15 protein-coding genes are annotated in these 16,889 nt (G+C 68.8%); 3 read left to right on the plus strand and 12 right to left on the minus strand.

Annotated features, from left to right (window positions below; genetic code table 11):
• Positions 1 to 23: 23 nt before the first annotated feature.
• The 3 genes from K4L06_RS06245 to K4L06_RS06255 all read right to left on the minus strand — a co-directional run bounded on the left by K4L06_RS06245 (position 24) and on the right by K4L06_RS06255 (position 1,677).
• Positions 24 to 533, minus strand: a complete 510-nt coding sequence (locus K4L06_RS06245; protein ID WP_221670581.1) for a lipocalin-like domain-containing protein — start codon at positions 531 to 533, stop codon at positions 24 to 26.
• A 214-nt stretch (positions 534 to 747) separates the two neighbouring features.
• Positions 748 to 960 (minus strand): hypothetical protein, encoded by a 213-nt coding sequence (locus K4L06_RS06250; protein ID WP_221670582.1) that lies wholly within the window; start codon positions 958 to 960, stop codon positions 748 to 750.
• A 438-nt stretch (positions 961 to 1,398) separates the two neighbouring features.
• Positions 1,399 to 1,677 (minus strand): hypothetical protein, encoded by a 279-nt coding sequence (locus tag K4L06_RS06255; protein WP_221670583.1) that lies wholly within the window; start codon positions 1,675 to 1,677, stop codon positions 1,399 to 1,401.
• 354 nt (positions 1,678 to 2,031) lie between these two features.
• On the opposite strand from K4L06_RS06255, the gene K4L06_RS06260 reads away from it, so the two are divergent.
• On the plus strand, positions 2,032 to 2,940 hold the full coding sequence (locus K4L06_RS06260) for a hypothetical protein (protein WP_221670584.1): 909 nt from the start codon (positions 2,032 to 2,034) through the stop codon (positions 2,938 to 2,940).
• Between the two features lie 369 nt (positions 2,941 to 3,309).
• Here K4L06_RS06260 and K4L06_RS22570 read toward each other — a convergent pair whose 3' ends face one another.
• The 9 genes from K4L06_RS22570 to K4L06_RS06300 all read right to left on the minus strand — a co-directional run bounded on the left by K4L06_RS22570 (position 3,310) and on the right by K4L06_RS06300 (position 15,612).
• Positions 3,310 to 3,432 (minus strand): hypothetical protein, encoded by a 123-nt coding sequence (locus tag K4L06_RS22570; RefSeq protein WP_255594997.1) that lies wholly within the window; start codon positions 3,430 to 3,432, stop codon positions 3,310 to 3,312.
• Between the two features lie 79 nt (positions 3,433 to 3,511).
• Positions 3,512 to 3,766: a hypothetical protein gene (locus tag K4L06_RS06265; RefSeq protein WP_221670585.1), complete on the minus strand. Its 255-nt coding sequence runs from the start codon at positions 3,764 to 3,766 to the stop codon at positions 3,512 to 3,514.
• A gap of 125 nt (positions 3,767 to 3,891) precedes the next feature.
• Complete coding sequence (locus K4L06_RS06270; RefSeq protein WP_221670586.1) at positions 3,892 to 4,335, minus strand: hypothetical protein; 444 nt, start codon at positions 4,333 to 4,335, stop codon at positions 3,892 to 3,894.
• A 255-nt stretch (positions 4,336 to 4,590) separates the two neighbouring features.
• Complete coding sequence (locus K4L06_RS06275) at positions 4,591 to 5,334, minus strand: class I SAM-dependent methyltransferase (RefSeq protein ID WP_221670587.1); 744 nt, start codon at positions 5,332 to 5,334, stop codon at positions 4,591 to 4,593.
• A gap of 314 nt (positions 5,335 to 5,648) precedes the next feature.
• Positions 5,649 to 7,928: a CshA/CshB family fibrillar adhesin-related protein gene (locus K4L06_RS06280; RefSeq protein WP_221670588.1), complete on the minus strand. Its 2,280-nt coding sequence runs from the start codon at positions 7,926 to 7,928 to the stop codon at positions 5,649 to 5,651.
• A 433-nt stretch (positions 7,929 to 8,361) separates the two neighbouring features.
• Positions 8,362 to 10,782, minus strand: coding sequence for a CshA/CshB family fibrillar adhesin-related protein (locus K4L06_RS06285; protein ID WP_221670589.1), 2,421 nt, complete (start codon positions 10,780 to 10,782; stop codon positions 8,362 to 8,364).
• A gap of 382 nt (positions 10,783 to 11,164) precedes the next feature.
• Positions 11,165 to 12,373, minus strand: a complete 1,209-nt coding sequence (gene fabV, locus K4L06_RS06290; RefSeq protein ID WP_221670590.1) for an enoyl-ACP reductase FabV — start codon at positions 12,371 to 12,373, stop codon at positions 11,165 to 11,167.
• A gap of 106 nt (positions 12,374 to 12,479) precedes the next feature.
• Positions 12,480 to 14,519, minus strand: coding sequence for a DUF11 domain-containing protein (locus tag K4L06_RS06295; protein WP_221670591.1), 2,040 nt, complete (start codon positions 14,517 to 14,519; stop codon positions 12,480 to 12,482).
• Positions 14,520 to 14,715: 196 nt separating this feature from the next.
• Positions 14,716 to 15,612 carry a LysR family transcriptional regulator gene (locus K4L06_RS06300; protein ID WP_305068575.1) on the minus strand — a complete coding sequence of 299 codons (897 nt, stop codon included), beginning with the start codon at positions 15,610 to 15,612 and terminating at the stop codon, positions 14,716 to 14,718.
• Between the two features lie 138 nt (positions 15,613 to 15,750).
• On the opposite strand from K4L06_RS06300, the gene K4L06_RS06305 reads away from it, so the two are divergent.
• A complete protein-coding gene (locus K4L06_RS06305; RefSeq protein WP_255594999.1) occupies positions 15,751 to 16,482 on the plus strand; it encodes a DsbA family protein in 732 nt (243 codons plus the stop codon).
• A gap of 26 nt (positions 16,483 to 16,508) precedes the next feature.
• On the plus strand, positions 16,509 to 16,790 hold the full coding sequence (locus K4L06_RS06310) for a DUF2218 domain-containing protein (RefSeq protein ID WP_221670593.1): 282 nt from the start codon (positions 16,509 to 16,511) through the stop codon (positions 16,788 to 16,790).
• Positions 16,791 to 16,889 lie beyond the last annotated feature (99 nt).

Consider the following 16,889-nt stretch of genomic DNA (forward strand, 5'->3'; position numbering starts at 1 on the left):
GCGCGCGGCCCCGTCGCCGGGCCTCACTTCACCCGCCGGAACCGGCGCAGGAAGTGCACGCCTTCGCTGTCGCCCTCGATGGTCAGCACGTCGCCGTCGAGCTTGAACGGGCGCGGCTGGTCGGTGCCGGTATAGCTCGGCATCAGGCTGCCCACGACCTGGTGCACCACCGTGCTGCGCTCGGCGTCGACCCGGTAGCGGCCGAAGTAGGCGACATAGCCGTCGTAGGCGGCGCGCACCTCCGCGTCGGTGCCCTTGGCGTCGTCGCCGGATGCGAACCGCGGCGTCGCCGGCGTGCGCATCACCTGCACGTGCAGACGGCCGGTCGGGTCGTAGACGATATAGCCCTCGGGGCGTTCGCCGTACGGATGGGTCACCTTGCCCGAGGCATCGGTGTCGGCGATGGTTTCGACCTTCCAGGTGCCGACCAGGGCGTCGGCGTCGACGCCGGCCGCGACGGCGGCGAATGGCAACGGGCACAGCGCCAGCGCCGACCACAGCGCGACCGGGCCACGCAGGCGTGCAAGTTTCATCGATAGCTCCAGAGTTCGTCGGGGGACGGCGCAGGCCCGGCATGCATCGCTACGCGCGCCAGGCGCGACGCCAGGATGCGACGACGCTGCGGACCCGCCATGCCGAGGCTGCCACACCGTCGTCGCGCCGGCTTATGCCATCGGTCGTGCGCTCGCACGCGCCGCTGCCGACATCCGTCACTGGCGCGATCGCTTCGACCCGTTCCGAGGTCGGCTAGCGCTTGGTCGCCTTGGCCTTCGGCGGCCGCGAACGGCGGCCCAGTTCGGTCAGGCGCGGCGGCGAACCTTCGCCGTTGAGTTCGTCCAGGACCGCCGCCGGATAGTCGTCGAACAGGCTGCCCCACCAGCGCTTGAGCGCGGTGTCCCAGACCCGCCAGCCTTCGCCCGCGACCGGTTTGCCGACATAGCGTCGTTTGCGCGCTCCCATATCGTTCCTTCGCCTAAGGGCCGCATAGTCTGCCGATGAGCACGGCGGACTGCACAATCGCAATCGCCTTCTCCCGCCCTACACGCGCGACGCGGGATGGTGTGTCCGCACGCAACGACCTCCCCGCACCGCACGCCATGGCCCAGGTTTTCCGCGCCGACGACGACATCCGCGCCCTATGGGCGGCGCTGACCGGCGACGGCCTGGTCGGGCTGATGGGGCCCAGGCCGCAGGTCCAGGCGCGCCTGGCGCTGATCCGGGCGATCGTGCAGGCCGAGGATCTGGCCGACCGTTACCGGGTTTGCGCCTACCCCTGTTCGCCCCAGGCGACGATGGGCGTGGTCTACGATCCCGGCGCTGCCGGCGCGACGAAGCGCGCCTGGCGCTGGATCGCCGGCTGGCGGAGCCGGCCGGGTCCGGCCGCGAGGAGCCGCCGGATCAGACGCGGCGACGGCCGCGGCCGTCGTCGCCGAACCAGCACAGGGCGTCGAGTTCGCCCGGCGAGAGATAGCGGACCAGGATTTCGTCGTCGTCGGGCGGATGGATCAGACGCACCGCGGTGCTCGCGCCGGACCCTTGATGATGGGCTTTGGCTGCGGCGCAGGCGGCCGCGATGGCATCGGCACGCAGCGGGTAACGGCTCCCCGACGGTTCGTCGGCGTCCGTCCTCACGGTCCATCGTCCCAACGAATCCTCGATGACATCGAAGTAGCGCATCGCCTTGCGACGTTTCCTTACGTCGCGCTCCCTGTCTGACCGGCCCACCGCCCGCACAGAAGATATCCCAATCCGCCGCTACAGCACATCGCGCCGACCCGCCGATTCGACTCGCCGATTCGGCCTACCGATTCGGCCCGCCCCGCGCGGCATGGCGGCTGCGACTCCAGCCCGCCGCGTCGCAGCCGCAGTTGCGAACCGATGCGCCATGCCGGCGATCGCCGCGGGCGGGCGCGGGCGGCCGCCGAACCCGGATCGATCGCCTGACGGCGCAGGTCACGTCGCGGCGGCCACCGCCTCGCTAAGCTGGTCGGCGACCGGCGCGCCGTCGCCGCACCGCAACGGAGCAGCGCTATGGACCGGGCCCTGGACACCGTCACCGGCGAAGAAGTCGATGCCGAGGACCTGTGGGACCTGGAGGCCGTCGATCCAGGCCGCTACGAATGCCACGGCTGCGACATCCCGGTGTTTCCGGCCTCGTACCGCAAGGACATCAACAAGAAGCGGCCGTACTTCTTCAAGCCCAAGGACATCGAGCACCACCCGGACTGCGGCGCCCAGGACGAGGACGGCTGCCTGCAGCGCGCGCGTACCGAGCGCGTCCCCGAGGAGCAGCTCAGCCGGGCCGGCCTGATGCCCAATCGGCTGGTGCTGCGCGCAGCGCGCGAAGTCCAGGCGCCGCCCGGGGCAGCCGGCCAGCCGGTCGCGCGCGGACGCCGGCCGGGCGGCGACGCGGCCGGCGCCGGCGACACGCGGCGCCATGCGACCACCGCCAACAGCCTGCGTCGGATCGCCAAGGACTACGCGCGCTTCCCTCACAACCGCAACAGCCCCCTGCACATCGACGGCATCGCCGGCCGCAGCTACGAGCGGGCGATCGCGCGGCTGAAGTTCGACGCCGTGGTCCGTTACGGCCAGGCCCAGGTCTGGCTGAGCCAGATCGCCTGGAGCGCGAAGCACGAAGACGACGCCGAGCGCTACGAGATCGTGCTCAGCGTCGGCGATCGCCAGGACGGCCGGGTCACGCGGCCTTACCGCGTCCGCGTGCACTGGGCGGGTTGGAGCGCCCGCGCCCGCAACGCTCTGCGCACCGAGGTCGAAGTGCTGGTCCAGGAGCACAAGGCGCACCGCGGCAGCGGCAAGGCGGCCTGGGTGTTCTTCATCGGCGAGCAGGACGCACAGGAGCCGGCCTTGTTCCACGTCCGCGACCGACGCCTGATCTGCACGCTGTACGGCGAAGTGCCGGTCTCGGGCAAGGCTTGAGCATCGCCGGGTCGCACCCGCATTACGGGTTCAGTTAGCACACTTGACGCAAGACGCAGGCAGGCGCCGCGCGGGGGCAGACTGTGACACGGCCCGGTCAGCGCTCCCAGGGCGCGTCGCCCGCGTTCCGCGGTAACGGCCGCGATGGCGCCATCCCGGCCGACGCCGTCGCGGCAGGCTCGCCGGACCGGGCCGGAACCGTCGTTGCGCGCGTGGGCGTCCGCTCCGCTGCGTGCCAGGCGGTGCAGAACACGAACGCGGCCAGGCCGCATAGCGAGGCCTGGGCCAGTTCGCTCAGGCCGCGCGCCAGCGCGGACGCCACCCGCGCCCGATCGTGCGGCCGCCATCGGCTCGGTCGCATCGCCCGCTTCACGCCAGTTGCGTCCCGATCACCAGGACCGCGATCAGGACCAGAAAGAAAGCCACCAACCAGGCGGCGGTCGACGAGGAACCGAGCGCGCGCGCGGTCGACGTTTCGGGAAGATCATCCATTCGCGACTCCAAGACTCCACAGACTTCGTGATTGATCTCACAAAATCCGTGCCAGCACGCGAATGTGCTTTTTATTCGGTTAAGGCAACCAGTCGCTGAGCTCGGCGTAGATCAGCACCAGGCCGCTGGACTTCAGCTCCGGCACCAGCCGGCCCGGCCAGTCGGAGCGATCGGTTTCGAAACTGACCGTCGCCTCCAGTTCGGTCTGGCGTTCGACCCGGAAGTTGCGCACCTCCGGCACTCGCGCCATCGCACGGCGCGCGAGGTCGCCGACCACGTCCACCGACGTGGCCCGTCCCGACACCGTAGTGAGCATCAACAAGTGCTTGCTCATCGATTGCTCCTGTGCGCAGCGGTGAACTTCATCCTCCCGGGTCGGACCGTGCAATTTCTTGCCGTTGGTCGGTCGGGCGACGGTGTCCGGCCCGTCGCCCGGATTTCGTCAGCGCAGTCGCCGCATCAGCGCGGCGGATCGCTGGCCGCGCAAACCAGGAAGAAATCGCGGTCCGCCGGCAGGCCGACGTGGTCGAATGTGCGCACCGTCCACAACGTGGTTTCGCCGCTGCTGGTCGGATTGGGCAGGGTATCCGGCCAGAAGGTCAGGCTGGAACTGCGCGTGTCGGGATGGCTGACGGTGCCGCTGCAATAAGTCGAGCGGGTCCAGGCGCGATCGCTGATCTCGCCGTTTTCGATCCACACCCGGTACACCCCCGGCCCTTGCCGGTCCGCGCTGTGCACGCGGCAGGTGCTCCAGCGGTCGGGGATGTCCTGTTCCGACATGCGCACCGTGCCGTCGGCGTTGATGTAGCCGTAGCAGGCCACGGCTTGCGCCGCGCCGGGCAGGCACAGCAGCGCGGCCAGGATCGCAGCGGGCGTGCAGGCTTGGATGATCTTGCGTTTCATGATGGCGTCCTCACGGATGGTCGACGATGCGAACCCGCCGCGATGCCGCGTCGACGCGGCGCGCCGACGAAGTCCGCATGCGTCGGTGTAGACCCATCGCCGGTGTTAAACCGTGCGCCGAGAGCGCGTTCGTCTAAGGTCGTAGGGCCGTTCGCGACACGCACATGGCGTGGATTTTCCGCGCCGCGAAGCGGTTTGTCGGCGACGAAACCGAACGCGCGGACACAACGCGCCCGGCCGCGGCGGCGCGCCGGCTCAGATACGGCAGCAGTGCAGGATCGCCGCGTGCGGCCGCTGCCAGTACGCGCGCATGAAGCGGTCGGCGGACTCGTGGCGATCGCCGCCGAGCAGGCCGTGCTGAACCCACTGCACCGGCGACAAGCCGGCCTGGTGCATCGCCGATTCCAGACTTTCCTTGCTCCAGTAGTAAGCGGTCACGCTGACGTCGAACGGCGGCTTACACAGCTCCATGCGGACTTTTCCGCCATCGACGTCGCCGCCTTCCGGCGTCATGCGGAACCCATAGGGTTCGTAGTAGTCGCGCTGGCGCACGTAATCGGGATGGATCGGCAACGCGACCAGGCGTCCGCCGGGCTTGAGCGCGCGCGCCATCGTCGCGCACATCTCGAACAGTTCGTCGGCATTGGTCGCGTACGGCAGCACGTACACCGACAGCACCAGGTCGAAAACGCCCTCGCAGTCCCGGCCGAGCGCGGACACGTGCTCGATTCCCAGCCGCTCGCGCGACTCGCGCTGCCGCGCATACGCCAACATGCCCTCGGACACGTCGTAGCCGACCACCCGGCGCGCGCCGCGCTGCTTCATCCAGCGCGCGTACATGCCGTTGCCGCAGCCGAAGTCGAGCACATCGCGGTTGTGCAGATCGCCGAGCACGGCCAGCACGTTGGGAATCTCCATGTCGCGACGGAACGGCCACGTCGCCATGTCCTCGTACATCGCCGCCAAGGCGTCGAACTGAGCGGCCGCTTCCTGACCCATCTGCGATTCTCCGACTCTCCGGCCCCGCCGGCCGGCGCAGCGCAGCGGCCGCGCGACCGCTGCGGGCGCAGAGCAAACCATGCGCCCGCGCGGACCGGACTCACCAAGGCTCACATTGCGACCGTCGGCAGAACGCAGCCGTGCTGCAAGCCGGCGGGAATCGTCGCATCGCTCTCGCGGCACGCCGAGGGGCATCGCGAATCGTGCGCGCCGTACGGCACGCGGGCTTGGGGAAACGATCGCGATGCGGCTATGACGGCGTGCCCGATGGCAAAGGCATTGCGTCGGCCGCAGCGAACCGATCGGCGCCGCTGTCAGTTCACCACGCAACTCAACGTGACCGTCACCGACGCGCCGTTGGCGATCGTGCCCAAGGGCGCACCCGCCTCCAACCCGGCCAGGGTCAACGGCGACGCCGGGCAGCCCGCGCCGGTGCACACCGGCGGCGCGGTGCAGCTCAAGCCGACCCGACTCGCCGCCGGGTCGCGCAGGATCGCGCCGGTCACCGCATCGGGGCCGGCATTGGTCACCACGATGGTGTAGGTGGTAGTCGCGCCGCGGCTTACGGTGTCGTTCGGCAGGTCGTTGGGCTCGGTCGCCGGCGTGAGGGAATTGGTCTTGCTGATGCGCAGATCGGCCAGCGGATTGCGGGTGTTGGTCAGGGTGCAGGTCAGGTCGTCGCCGAGCGCGGCGGTCAGGTTGAAGCTGGTGCCGCTGCCGCTGGGCGTCTGCCCACCGGCGAGCGCATTGGTGCAGGCGTAGGTCGTCGCGTAGTTGCTCAGCAGCGCGCCGGCTGCGGCGGTTTCCGACAGCGCGTATGCACCGCCGATGGCGCCCGGATTCAGAACAGCCACTTCCGTCGCGGTGCTGCCGCTGCCGGTGGTGGTGGTGGTCGCCGGGCCGCCCGGGCCGGCGATGCTCAACGAGAACTGATCGGCGGCGACGAAGCGGCCCAGCGGCAAGGCCTTGGCCAGGCGCAGGATCGGCCGCTTGCCGTTGGTGAACGTGCAGGTGATGTCCGAAGTCGCCGACAGCGAAGTGCTCGGCAGCGTCGCGCGGCGGTTGGCCAGGTCGTAGGTCGCGCCTGCCACGGGCGCTCCGCCGGCCTGAGCGCAGGCGATCGCGGTCAACTGCCAATCGGCCGGCAGCGCGCTTTCGGTCACGGTCAGGGCCGCGGCGATATCGTCGATCGACACCGGCGTGCCGGTCACTACGGTATTCGCCGCGACCGTGGTCAGCGTGCCGGGCTGGGTCAAGGTGTTAGTGGTCGTGAACGCGAACGGGCCGCCCGCACCGGCCTGGGTCAGCTTGGCAACGCGGATCTGCGGGTCGACGATGGTCAGCGTGTGATCCTCGACTTCGCCGGTACCGGCGACGCCGGTGGCGTTGGCGATCTCCAGCGCATTGACCGCTGTGCGAATGCGCAGATAGGTCGCGCCCGCGGCGATGTCGGTCGGCACGGTCCAGGTCATGGTCGCGCTGCCGGCGGCGCACAAGGCCGTGGCGGAGCGTTCGTCGCTGTCGAAGGTGCCGTTGCGATCGAAATCGATCCAACCCGCAACCGGGGCAGTGCCGACGCAGGTCGCCGTCATGCTGTAGCTGTTGCCGCTCAGGCCGCGGTACAGCGGCGTGGCCGCGCCGATATTGACCCCGTCCTCGTCGTCGGTACCGGTGCTGGAGTTATTGTCGTCGCCAAGCGCGTTGGCGCTGAACAGCGAGGCGTTCTCGACATCGGCGCGGGCGCCGAGCAAGGCGGCGATGGGTTGCGCCTGGGTGGCCAAGGTGAAACCGGCGGCGAAGATGTTGGTCGTGCCGACGGGCAAGGTGCCGCCGTTCCAGCTGTACTGCGGCACGTGGGCGGCCACGCCGTAGCTGTTGGGCGCATCGCCGAAGTCGGCGACCTCCAGCATCACGCCCAAGGCCACCGCCTCCAACCCGCCGCCTTGCAATACGATGTTGGCGCTGCTGGCATTGTCGATGAAGAAGACACCGGTCGGTCCCGGCGGAGTGGTGAAAAAGCAGTCGCCTGTCGCCGTCACGCGGTAGGTCGTGCCGGTCCGTGCGACGTTGTAGGCGTCGGTGCAAGTGCTGCCGCGAATGCGGTCGATCACCCGCATGGTCGCAGCGGCCGGGAGCGTGGCTTCGATGTACTCGTTCGCCCCGTTGGTGGATTCGGCATCGGCGAACACCAGACCGTCGAGCGCGTAGGGCACGCCACCGAACGTCGCCGAACAGCTGTAGGTGAAGGTGACGTTGGCGGAGGCATTGCGATTGCGCAAGCCGATGTCCATGGTATTGAGCGCGCCGGTTCCGCCGATGTTGTACAGGTCGTCCAGGCCGTCCTGGCTGAAGGCGCCAGGCCGGTAGATGCGCAGGTCCGGATCGGCGCCCGCCGAGGCGATGTTGCTCAAGCTGCAGCTTACCGACAGCGTTTGCCCGGCGATGTTGAAGTTGTTGGTCACCGTCGTTCCGCCTTGCGGAATGTCGGTGTCTACCGTGCCCCAGTCGAACCACAGGATCTGGTTGCGGTACTGGCCGCTGCCACCGGTCGCATATTGCGCGGCGGCCGGAAACGCGGCCCCGCTCAGGCTCAATGCAAGGCAAGTTGCGATCAGCGCAGCGCGCTTTGGCCGACCGACCGAAGCAGGCTCAGGCGTCGCGACGAACGATGGCATCGCACCGATGCCGATCGACGGGTCCATGGCATTCATCGAGGCAGCCCCCTGTCACAGCCTAGACATGCCAAATGGTATCTATCACACATTATGCCCCCGGACCAGCGGCCATTTACCGCCGCCGATAGATCAGTCGGCAATGAAGAAAACGAGTGTTTTACCGCGCAGGCAGACAAGTCCCCCCGAGGCGTTAACGAAGCTGAAAACGCGAACGGGAGGGGAGCCGAACCGGTCGACGAACGACCGCGAATAGCGCGGCATGCGTTCCGTGTGCAGGCACGACCAAGGCATGGCGGCCGATGCCGGCCGCCAGGGTTCGCCTAGGTATCTTCGTGTTGTTCGGGCGTTTCGATCAGTTCACCACACAGCTCAGCGTGACCGTCACCGACGCGCCGTTGGCGATCGTGCCCAAGGGCGCACCCGCCTCCAACCCGGCCAGGGTCAACGGCGACGCCGGACAACCCGCCCCGGTGCACACAGGCGGCGCGGTGCAGCTCAAGCCGACCCGGTTCGCCGCCTGGTCGCGCAGGATCGCGCCGATCACCGCATCGGGGCCGGCATTGGTCACCACGATGGTGTAGGTGGTGGTCGCGCCGCGGCTCACGGTGTCGTTCGGCAGGTCGTTAGGCTCGGTCGCCGGCGTGAGGGAATTGGTCTTGCTGATGCGCAGATCGGCCAGCGGATTGCGGGTATTGGTCAGGGTGCAGGTCAGGTCGTCGCCGAGCGCTGCGGTCAGGTTGAAGCTGGCGCCGCTGCCGCTGGGCGTCTGCCCACCGGCGAGCGCATTGGTGCAGGCATAGGTCGTCGCGTAGTTGCTCAGCAGCGCGCCGGCGGCCGCGGTTTCCGACAACGTATAGACCCCGCCGATGGTGCCCGGATTCAGAACAGCCACTTCCGTCGCGGTGCTGCCGCTGCCGGTGGTGGTGGCGGTCGCCGGTCCGCCCTGGCCGGCGATGCTCAACGCGAACTGGTCGGCGGCGACGAAGCGGCCCAGCGGCAAGGCCTTGGCCAGGCGCAGGATCGGCCGCTTGCCGTTGGTGAACGTGCAGGTGATGTCCGAAGTCGCCGACAGCGAAGTGCTCGGCAGCGTCGCGCGACGGTTGGCCAGGTCGTAGGTCGCGCCCGCCACGGGCGCTCCGCCGGCCTGAGCGCAGGCGATCGCGGTCAACTGCCAATCGGCCGGCAGCGCGCTTTCGGTCACGGTCAGGGCCGCGGCGATGTCGTCGATCGACACCGGCGTGCCGGTCACTGCGGTGTTCGCCGCGACCGTGGTCAACGCACCCGGCTGGCTCAGCGTGTTGGTGGTGGTGAACGCGAACGGGCCGCCCGCACCGGCCTGGGTCAGCTTGGCGACGCGGATGCGCGGGTCGACGATGGTCAGCGTGTGATCCTCGACTTCGCCGGTACCGGCGACGCCGGTGGCGTTGGCGATCTCCAGCGCATTGACCGCGGTACGCACGCGCAGGAAAGTCGCGCCCGCGGCGATGTCGGTCGGAACGGTCCAGGTCATGGTCGCGCTACCGCCCGCACAGAGCGCCGTAGCGGAACGTTCGTCGCTGTCGAAGGTGCCGTTGCGGTCGAAGTCGATCCAGCCGGCCACCGAGGCGGTGCCGACGCAGGTCGCCGTCATGCTGTAGCTGTTGCCGCTCAGGCCGCGGTACAGCGGCGCCGCCGCGCCGATGTTGACCCCGTCCTCGTCGTCGGTGCCGGTGCTGGAGTTGCTGTCGTCGCCGAGCGCGTTGGCGCTGAACAGCGAGGCGGTTTCGACGTCGGCGCGGGCGCCGAGCAGGGCGACGACCGGCTGCGCCTGGGCCGCTAAGCCGATATTGAAGATGTTGGTCGTGGTGTTGTTGGGCAAGGTTCCGCCGCTCCACGCGTACTGCGGCACATGGGCTGCAATCCCATAGCTGCTGGGCGCGTCGCCAAAATCGGCGACTTCGAGCATCACGCCCAAAGCCACGGCCTCAATCGAACCCTCCATCACCATATTGGCCGTGCTGGCATTGTCGATGAAGAATATGCCCGTCGGGCCCGGCGGATTCTCGCCCGCATCTCTGCAATCGCCCGTGCTGGTCATGCGGTACGTTGTGCCGGTCCGCGTGACATTGTAGGGATCGGCGCAGGTGCTGCCGCGTGTGCGCTCGATTACCCGCATGGTCGCGGTGGCCGGCAGCGTGGCCTGGATGAACTCGGTTCCGCTGGTGGATTCAGCGTCGGCAAACACCAAACCGTCGAGCGTATAGGGCAAGCCGCCCAAGGTCGCCGAACAACTGTAAGTGAACGCTACATTGACTCCGCCGACACGGTTTCTCACGCCGATGTCCATGGTATTGAGCGCACCGATGCCGCCGATGTTGTACAGATCGTCCAGGCCGTCCTGACTGAAGCCACCGGGCCGATAGACGCGCAAGTCGGGATCGGCACCGGCCGAGGTGATATTGCTCAAGCTGCAGGTGACCGTCAGGGTTTGTCCGGCGACATCGATGCTGTTCGTGATTGTTTCGCCGCTTTGCGTGATATCGGGATCCGTATCCGTTGGAGCTTGCCAGTCGAACCACAGGATCTGGTTGCGGTACTGGCCGCTGCCGCCGGTGGCGTACTGCGCCGAGGCCGGCGTCGGCGCCATGACCGTCGCCAAGGCCGTTATTGCGACAGCCAGTACAGTGCGCCACGAACCGAACACGGAAGACGGCAATCCGCGATCTGCGGTATTTGCGGTATTTGCGGAATGCAGCGTCGCCGTCCCACCGCGCGCAGGTTGCATGGCGTTCATCGAGACGGCCCCCTGTTGTGTCCGAGCATTTTTAGTGACATCGATCACAATTATACCCAGGCCAGCAAGACGCGCCGCAAGTCACACGGAATACACGAACTCCCCCGCCATCGTCGCCGCGACTCGGCCTGTTCGTTTTAATTAATTGATTAGAATAGGAAAAAGGCGCAAGACCGGCTGCGAACGACACGCGCGCAACCGATAAGCGGCCGCGAAATGACACATTTCCCGGCCTGGCGGGGCTTAAGCGCCCGCCCGCGTGCAGGTGTCACGATCGCAGTTGGCACACTAAGACGAGGCAGGGCGCAGGCGCCGCATACGAACGGGGCGGGCCCGTCGCCGGCGCCCGCCCCGTTCGCGACCCAGCGTGGGATCGCCTGGTTTACATCTCGATGCAGTCGAAGCGCACGTCCGGGTCGACCTCGGCATCGTAGTCGACGTCGTCGCGCTCGAAGCCGAACAGCTTGAGGAACTCGTGCTTGTAGCCGGCGTAGTCGGTGAGCTGGAACAGGTTCTCGGTGGTGACCTGCGGCCACAGCGCCTTGCACCGGCTCTGCACTTCATCGCGCAGCTCCCAGTCGTCCAGGCGCAGGCGCTGCTGGTCGTCGGTGGCCGGCGGCTGGCCGTCGTCGCGGTACATGCGCTCGCGGAACAAGCGGTCGAGCTGCTCGATCGGACCTTCGTGCAGGCCCTGCTCCTTCATCACCTTGAACACCAGCGAGATGTACAGCGGCATCACCGGAATCGCCGAGCTGGCCTGGGTCACCACCGACTTCAGCACCGCGACGTTGGCCGCGCCGCCGCCGTGCGCGCGCAGGCGCGCGTCCAGGCGCTGGGCGGTGGCGTCGAGGTCGAGCTTGGCCCGGCCGAGCGCGCCGTGCCAGTAGATCGGCCAGGTGATTTCGGTGCCGATGTAGCTGAAGGCCACCGTGCGCGCGCCCGGCGCCAACGCGCCGGCGCGATCCAGCGCGTCGATCCACAACTCCCAATCCTGGCCGCCCATCACGGTGACGGTGTCTTCGATCTCCTGCTCGGTGGCCGGCTCGATCGAGGCCTGGACGATCTGGTCCTTGTTGGTATCGATCGCGGTCGAGGTGTAGGTGCTGCCGATCGGCTTCAGCGCCGAGCGCTTGAGTTCGCCGGTCGCCGGCAGCTTGCGCACCGGCGAGGCCAGCGAATAGATCACCAGGTCGACCTGGCCGCCCATCTCGTTCTTGATCAGCTCGATGGCTTGGGCGCGCACTTCGTCGGAGAAGGCGTCGCCGTTGATCGAACGCGCGTACAGGCCCTCGGCCTTGGCGAACTTGTCGAACGCGGCGGAGTTGTACCAGCCGGCGGTGCCGGGCTTCTTCTCGCTGCCGGGCTTCTCGAAGAACACCCCGAGAGTGTCGGCGCCGAAGCCGAACGCGGCGGAGATGCGCGCCGCCAGGCCGTAGCCGCTGGACGCGCCGATCACCAGCACCTTCTTCGGACCGTCCTGGCGCACGCCGCGGGCGCGGGTCGCCTGGATCTGGTCGCGCACGTTGAGCTCGCAGCCGAGCGGGTGCGTGGTGGTGCAGATGAAGCCGCGAACCTTGGGATGGATGATCAACGCAGTCTCTCGTTTGTGGGGCGTCGGCGGCATCTTAGTGGCTGCGGCCGGCGCGCAGAAGCCCTGCGCGCGGCCCGCGCCAAACGCACGCGTACAGTCGCAGCGCTTAATTCACGGTGCAGCTCAGCGTCACTGTCACCGTCGCGCCGTTCGCCAAGGCGCCCAGGGCCACGCCGCTTTCCAGTTGCGCCAGGGTCAATCCACCCGGGCAGGCCGCGCCGGTGCAGCTTGGCGGCGTTGTGCAGCTCAGGCCTTGGCGGCTGCCCGCCGGGTCGGTGAGGATCGCGCCGGTGACCGCGTCCGGGCCGTTGTTGGTGACGACGATGGTGTAGGTCGTGGTCGCGCCGCGGGAGACGGTGCTGACGCCATTGGTCTTGCTGATCGCCAGATCGGCCAGCGGCGCGCGCGTATTGCCGAAGGTGCAGGTCAGATCGTCGCCGGCGGCCGCGGTGAGGCTGAAGCTGGTGCCGTTGCCGTTCGGCGTCTGGCCGCCGGCCAGGGCGTTGCTGCAGCTGTAAGCGCTGGTGTAGTTGGCGAGGTTGGCGCCGGCCGCGCCGGCTTCGGACAAGGTGTAGACCGCGCCGACGCTGCCGTTGAGCAAGGCTTCGCCGGTCGCGGTGCTGCCGCTGCCGGTGGTGGTGGCGTTGGCCGGGCCGCCGGTGCCGGCGATGCTGAGGGCGAACTGGTCGGCGGCGGCGAACCGCCCCAGCGGCAGCGCCTTGCGCAGGCGCAGGATCGGTTGCTTCTGGAACACCAGGGGGGCGCTGGCGGTGTCGTTGGCGGTGTTGAAATCGTTGTTGGTCGCATCGGCGTCGCCGTCGGGCAGGCTGCGGCCGAGCGCGGCATTGGCGGTGTAGGTGCCGCTGAGGGTCGGCGAGTTGACCGTGACCGGAATGGTGAAGCTGACCGTGCCGCCGTTGCCGCCGGGCGCGGCCGAGCCGGCCAGCGGAGTCGGATTCAGCGCACAGGTGACCACGGTATTGCCGCCGCTGGCGACGCAGTTGGCCGGTAGGGTGCCGGCGGTCCAGCCGGCCGGCAGGGTCGCGACCACGCTGAAGCCGTCGTCGCCGTCGGTGGCGCCGGGGCCGACGTTGGTCGCGGTCAGGACGATGTTCTGCAGCTGGCCGTAGTTGCTGTAGACCGGCGCCGGCGTGCCCAATGTCACCGCGATATCGGGCCGGCCGGCCACCAGCAGGGGGCAAGCCAGGTCCTGTTCGTCGGTGCGGGTGGCGTTGGTGCAGGCGGTGATGACGACGTAGGTATTGCTGGCGATGCCGGCCGGGGCGATAGGCGTGGCCGAGTAGCCGGCGCCGGGGATCACGTACAGCTCGTTGGCGCTTTCGAACTGCGTCGTGTCGTTGGTCCCGGCCGGCCGCGGCGTGCGTACGGCCATGTTGCCGCTGGTGTGGGTCAGCTGCGCAGTCCAGCCGGCGCCGCCGAGAGTGGTGGCCCAGGCGAAGTTGGTGAAGTTGAGCGCGGCGGAGAAGCGCGCCTGAACGAACTGGGCGCATTGCGCCTGCATACCGTCGTAGCCCTCGCCGCCGTTCTGCGACACGATGCCCACGCCGATCGTATCGTTGTTGTTGGTGCAGAACGGCCCACGCAAGGTATGCACCGCATTGCCTTCGTTGACGCCGATGTTCTGGGTCGCGGCGATCGTCGTCGACCGCTTGACCCAATCGTTCGCGTCCAGCGTCATCGCATAGCAGACGTGCTGCACCGAGCTCAGCCAGATGCCGGCGATATCGCGATCGAAACCGCCGATCCGGCCGACGACTTGATTGGCGCCGCAGGTGTTCTGATTGACCGTACCGGGCTGGTCGTACCCTGGGTAATCGGTGAAACCGGCATCGTTGGTGACCGTCACGGTCGCGCCGTCGGTGCTGATGCTGGCGCAGCGCGGGTCGTAGTCGGTGGTGATGCCGTCGGCGCTGTTCGGCGCGACGAATGCGCGATCGGTATGGCGCGCGCCAACCACCAGTTTGTTGGCCGCACATACCAGATTGGACTTCCCGGCCCGGAGCGATCCGACGAAGCCGGACGTGTCGGTGGCCGCATTGCCGATGCCGATGCCCTGCTGGGCCGCGACGCTGCCGCTGGCCAACCCCATGCAAAGCAACAGCGCTGCATTCAGGCACTTTTTCATGGCGAGCCTCTTTGGCCGGCACCGATGGCCGGACGAGTGCAGCGCTTGTGGGCCGCCGCCGCCGGCTCCTTCCGATTCATGCCCCGCCCCCGGCACCCGTGGTTCACGGCATGTGAGCGGAGTTATACGATGAAATGTGCCCTGCTAACCATTGGAAGGCGGGGGCGAACGCGCCCGGCGTCGGGAAGTGCAGCGCTCAAACCAGCCCCAGCGCTCGATCCCATTCGGGTTCCTCGCCGAAGCGTTCGACCAGGAAATCGAGGAAGGCGCGCACGATCAGCGGCATCTGCCGCCGCGACAGGTACACGCCGAACACGCCCATCTCGTCGGGCGCGTAGTCCGGCAGCACCCGAGCCAATTCGCCTGAGAGCAGCATCGGCGCGACCAGATAGGTCGGCAGCAGGCCGATGCCGGCGCCGGCGCGCACCGCCTGGGCGATCAGGGTGGCGTCGTTAGCGCTGATCGAGCCTTCCACCGCGACCGCGCTGACCTGGCCGTCGCGATGCAGCGACCACAGGCTTTTGCCGACGTAGTGATGGGTCAGGCAATTGTGGGTGGCCAGGTCGGCCGGCCGCTGCGGCAGGCCGCGCGCGGCCAGATACGCCGGCGCTGCGCACAATACGGAGCGGCAGACGGTGATCCGGCGCGCGATCAGGCCCGGCTCCAGGCTGCGGCTGATCCGGATCGCGACGTCGATGCGCTCCTCGACCAGATTGACCGCGCGGTCGGCCAGGACCACGTCGATCGCCGCGCCCGGGTAGCGGCGGACGAAATCGGCCACCGCGCTGGCGAGGTGGCTGAGCCCGAGCGAGGTGCTGCAGGTCAGCCGCAACTGGCCGTGCGGCACGCCTTCGGCGTCGGTCAGCGCGGTCTTGAGCTCGTCGCCGACCGCGAGCATGCGCCGGCAGCGTTCCAGCGCCACCTCGCCGGCCGGGGTCAGGCTGAGCCGGCGCGTGGTTCGGTGCAGGACCCGCGCGCCCAGCCAGTCCTCGAGCGCGGCCAGGTAGCGCGTGGCCATGGCCCGCGACATGTCCAGGGCTTCGGCCGCGGCGGTCAGGCTGCCGCGCTCGGCGACCTCGACGAAAACGATCATGGCGGTGATCCGGTCCATATCTGCGCGGTCCGCTCAACAAATATTTCGCTTATACGGCATTTTTTGCGCCGTTTCACTCAACTATCGTGCGGTCCTGCCCGCCCACGACCGCCCCCGCGGCCGAATCCAGGATCCGTCATGACCTCCCCCACCGCCGGTGCCCTACCCACCGCCCGCCTGCACTACCTCTACGACCCGCTATGCGGCTGGTGCTATGCCGTCGCCCCGCTGATCGCCGTCGCCGCGGCCCTGCCCGGGCTGGCGCTGGAACTGCATGCCGGCGGGATGATGGCCGGCGCGCAGCGCCGCCAGATCGGCCGCGACTGGCGCGACTACGTGCTGCCGCACGACCGCCGGATCGCCCAGCTCAGCGGCCAGCCGTTCGGCGCGGCCTATTTCGACGGACTGCTGCGCGACGAGACGGCGCTGCTCGACTCCGAACCGCCGATCGCCGCGGTGCTGGCGGCGCAGGCGCTGGGCGGACGCGGCCTGGAGCTGCTGCAGCGGATCCAGCGCGCGCATTATCAGCACGGCCTGCGCATCGCCGAGCCGGCGACCCTGCGCGCCCTGGCGGTCGAACTGGGCCTGGACGCAGCGGCCTTCGATGCCGCCTTGGCCGCGCACTGGGGGGCGCCCAGCCAGGCCCATATCGAGGCCAGCCGCGCCCTGCTGCGACGCCTCGGCGGCCACGGTTTTCCGAGCGTGGCGCTGGCCATCGACGGCGCCCCCGCCGCGCCGCTCGACATCGGCCGCTACCTCGGCCAACCGGACGCCTGGCGCGCGCACCTGCTCGAACGCCTGGCCGGCCTGCGCGCCGCCGCGCCGTCGGCGTTCGGTTGCGCCGCCGACGGTTGCGCCCTGCCCGCTTGATCCCGCTGCCCATCGAGGAACCGCCGATGCCCACCGCCCACGCCCGAATCGCCAGCGCCCAGGCGCGCAAACTGCTGCGCACGCTGTGCAATCACTGGCGGCACAAGTTCGAACTGGAATACGCCGACGATCGCGCCCGCATCGTGTTCGACGCCGATACCCAGCTGCGGGCCGGTGCCGACGAGACCGGTCTGGCGCTCGAACTGATCGCGGCCGATCCGGCGCGCCTGCATACGTTGCAGGGCGTGGTGCTGGAACACCTGCAACGTTTCGCGCGCGAGGAAACGCTGGCGGCCGACTGGCGCTGAGCGGCCGAATCGCGGGCCCGCTCGGCCTGCCGTCATGCGCGCGCGGGCGGCCGTACGGAGACTTCGCAGTGGCGTCGCGGTGTGGCCCTGGATCCCCGC

It is taken from the genome of Lysobacter sp. BMK333-48F3 (genome assembly GCF_019733395.1).
In the GTDB taxonomy this organism is placed as follows: Bacteria; Pseudomonadota; Gammaproteobacteria; order Xanthomonadales; family Xanthomonadaceae; genus Lysobacter.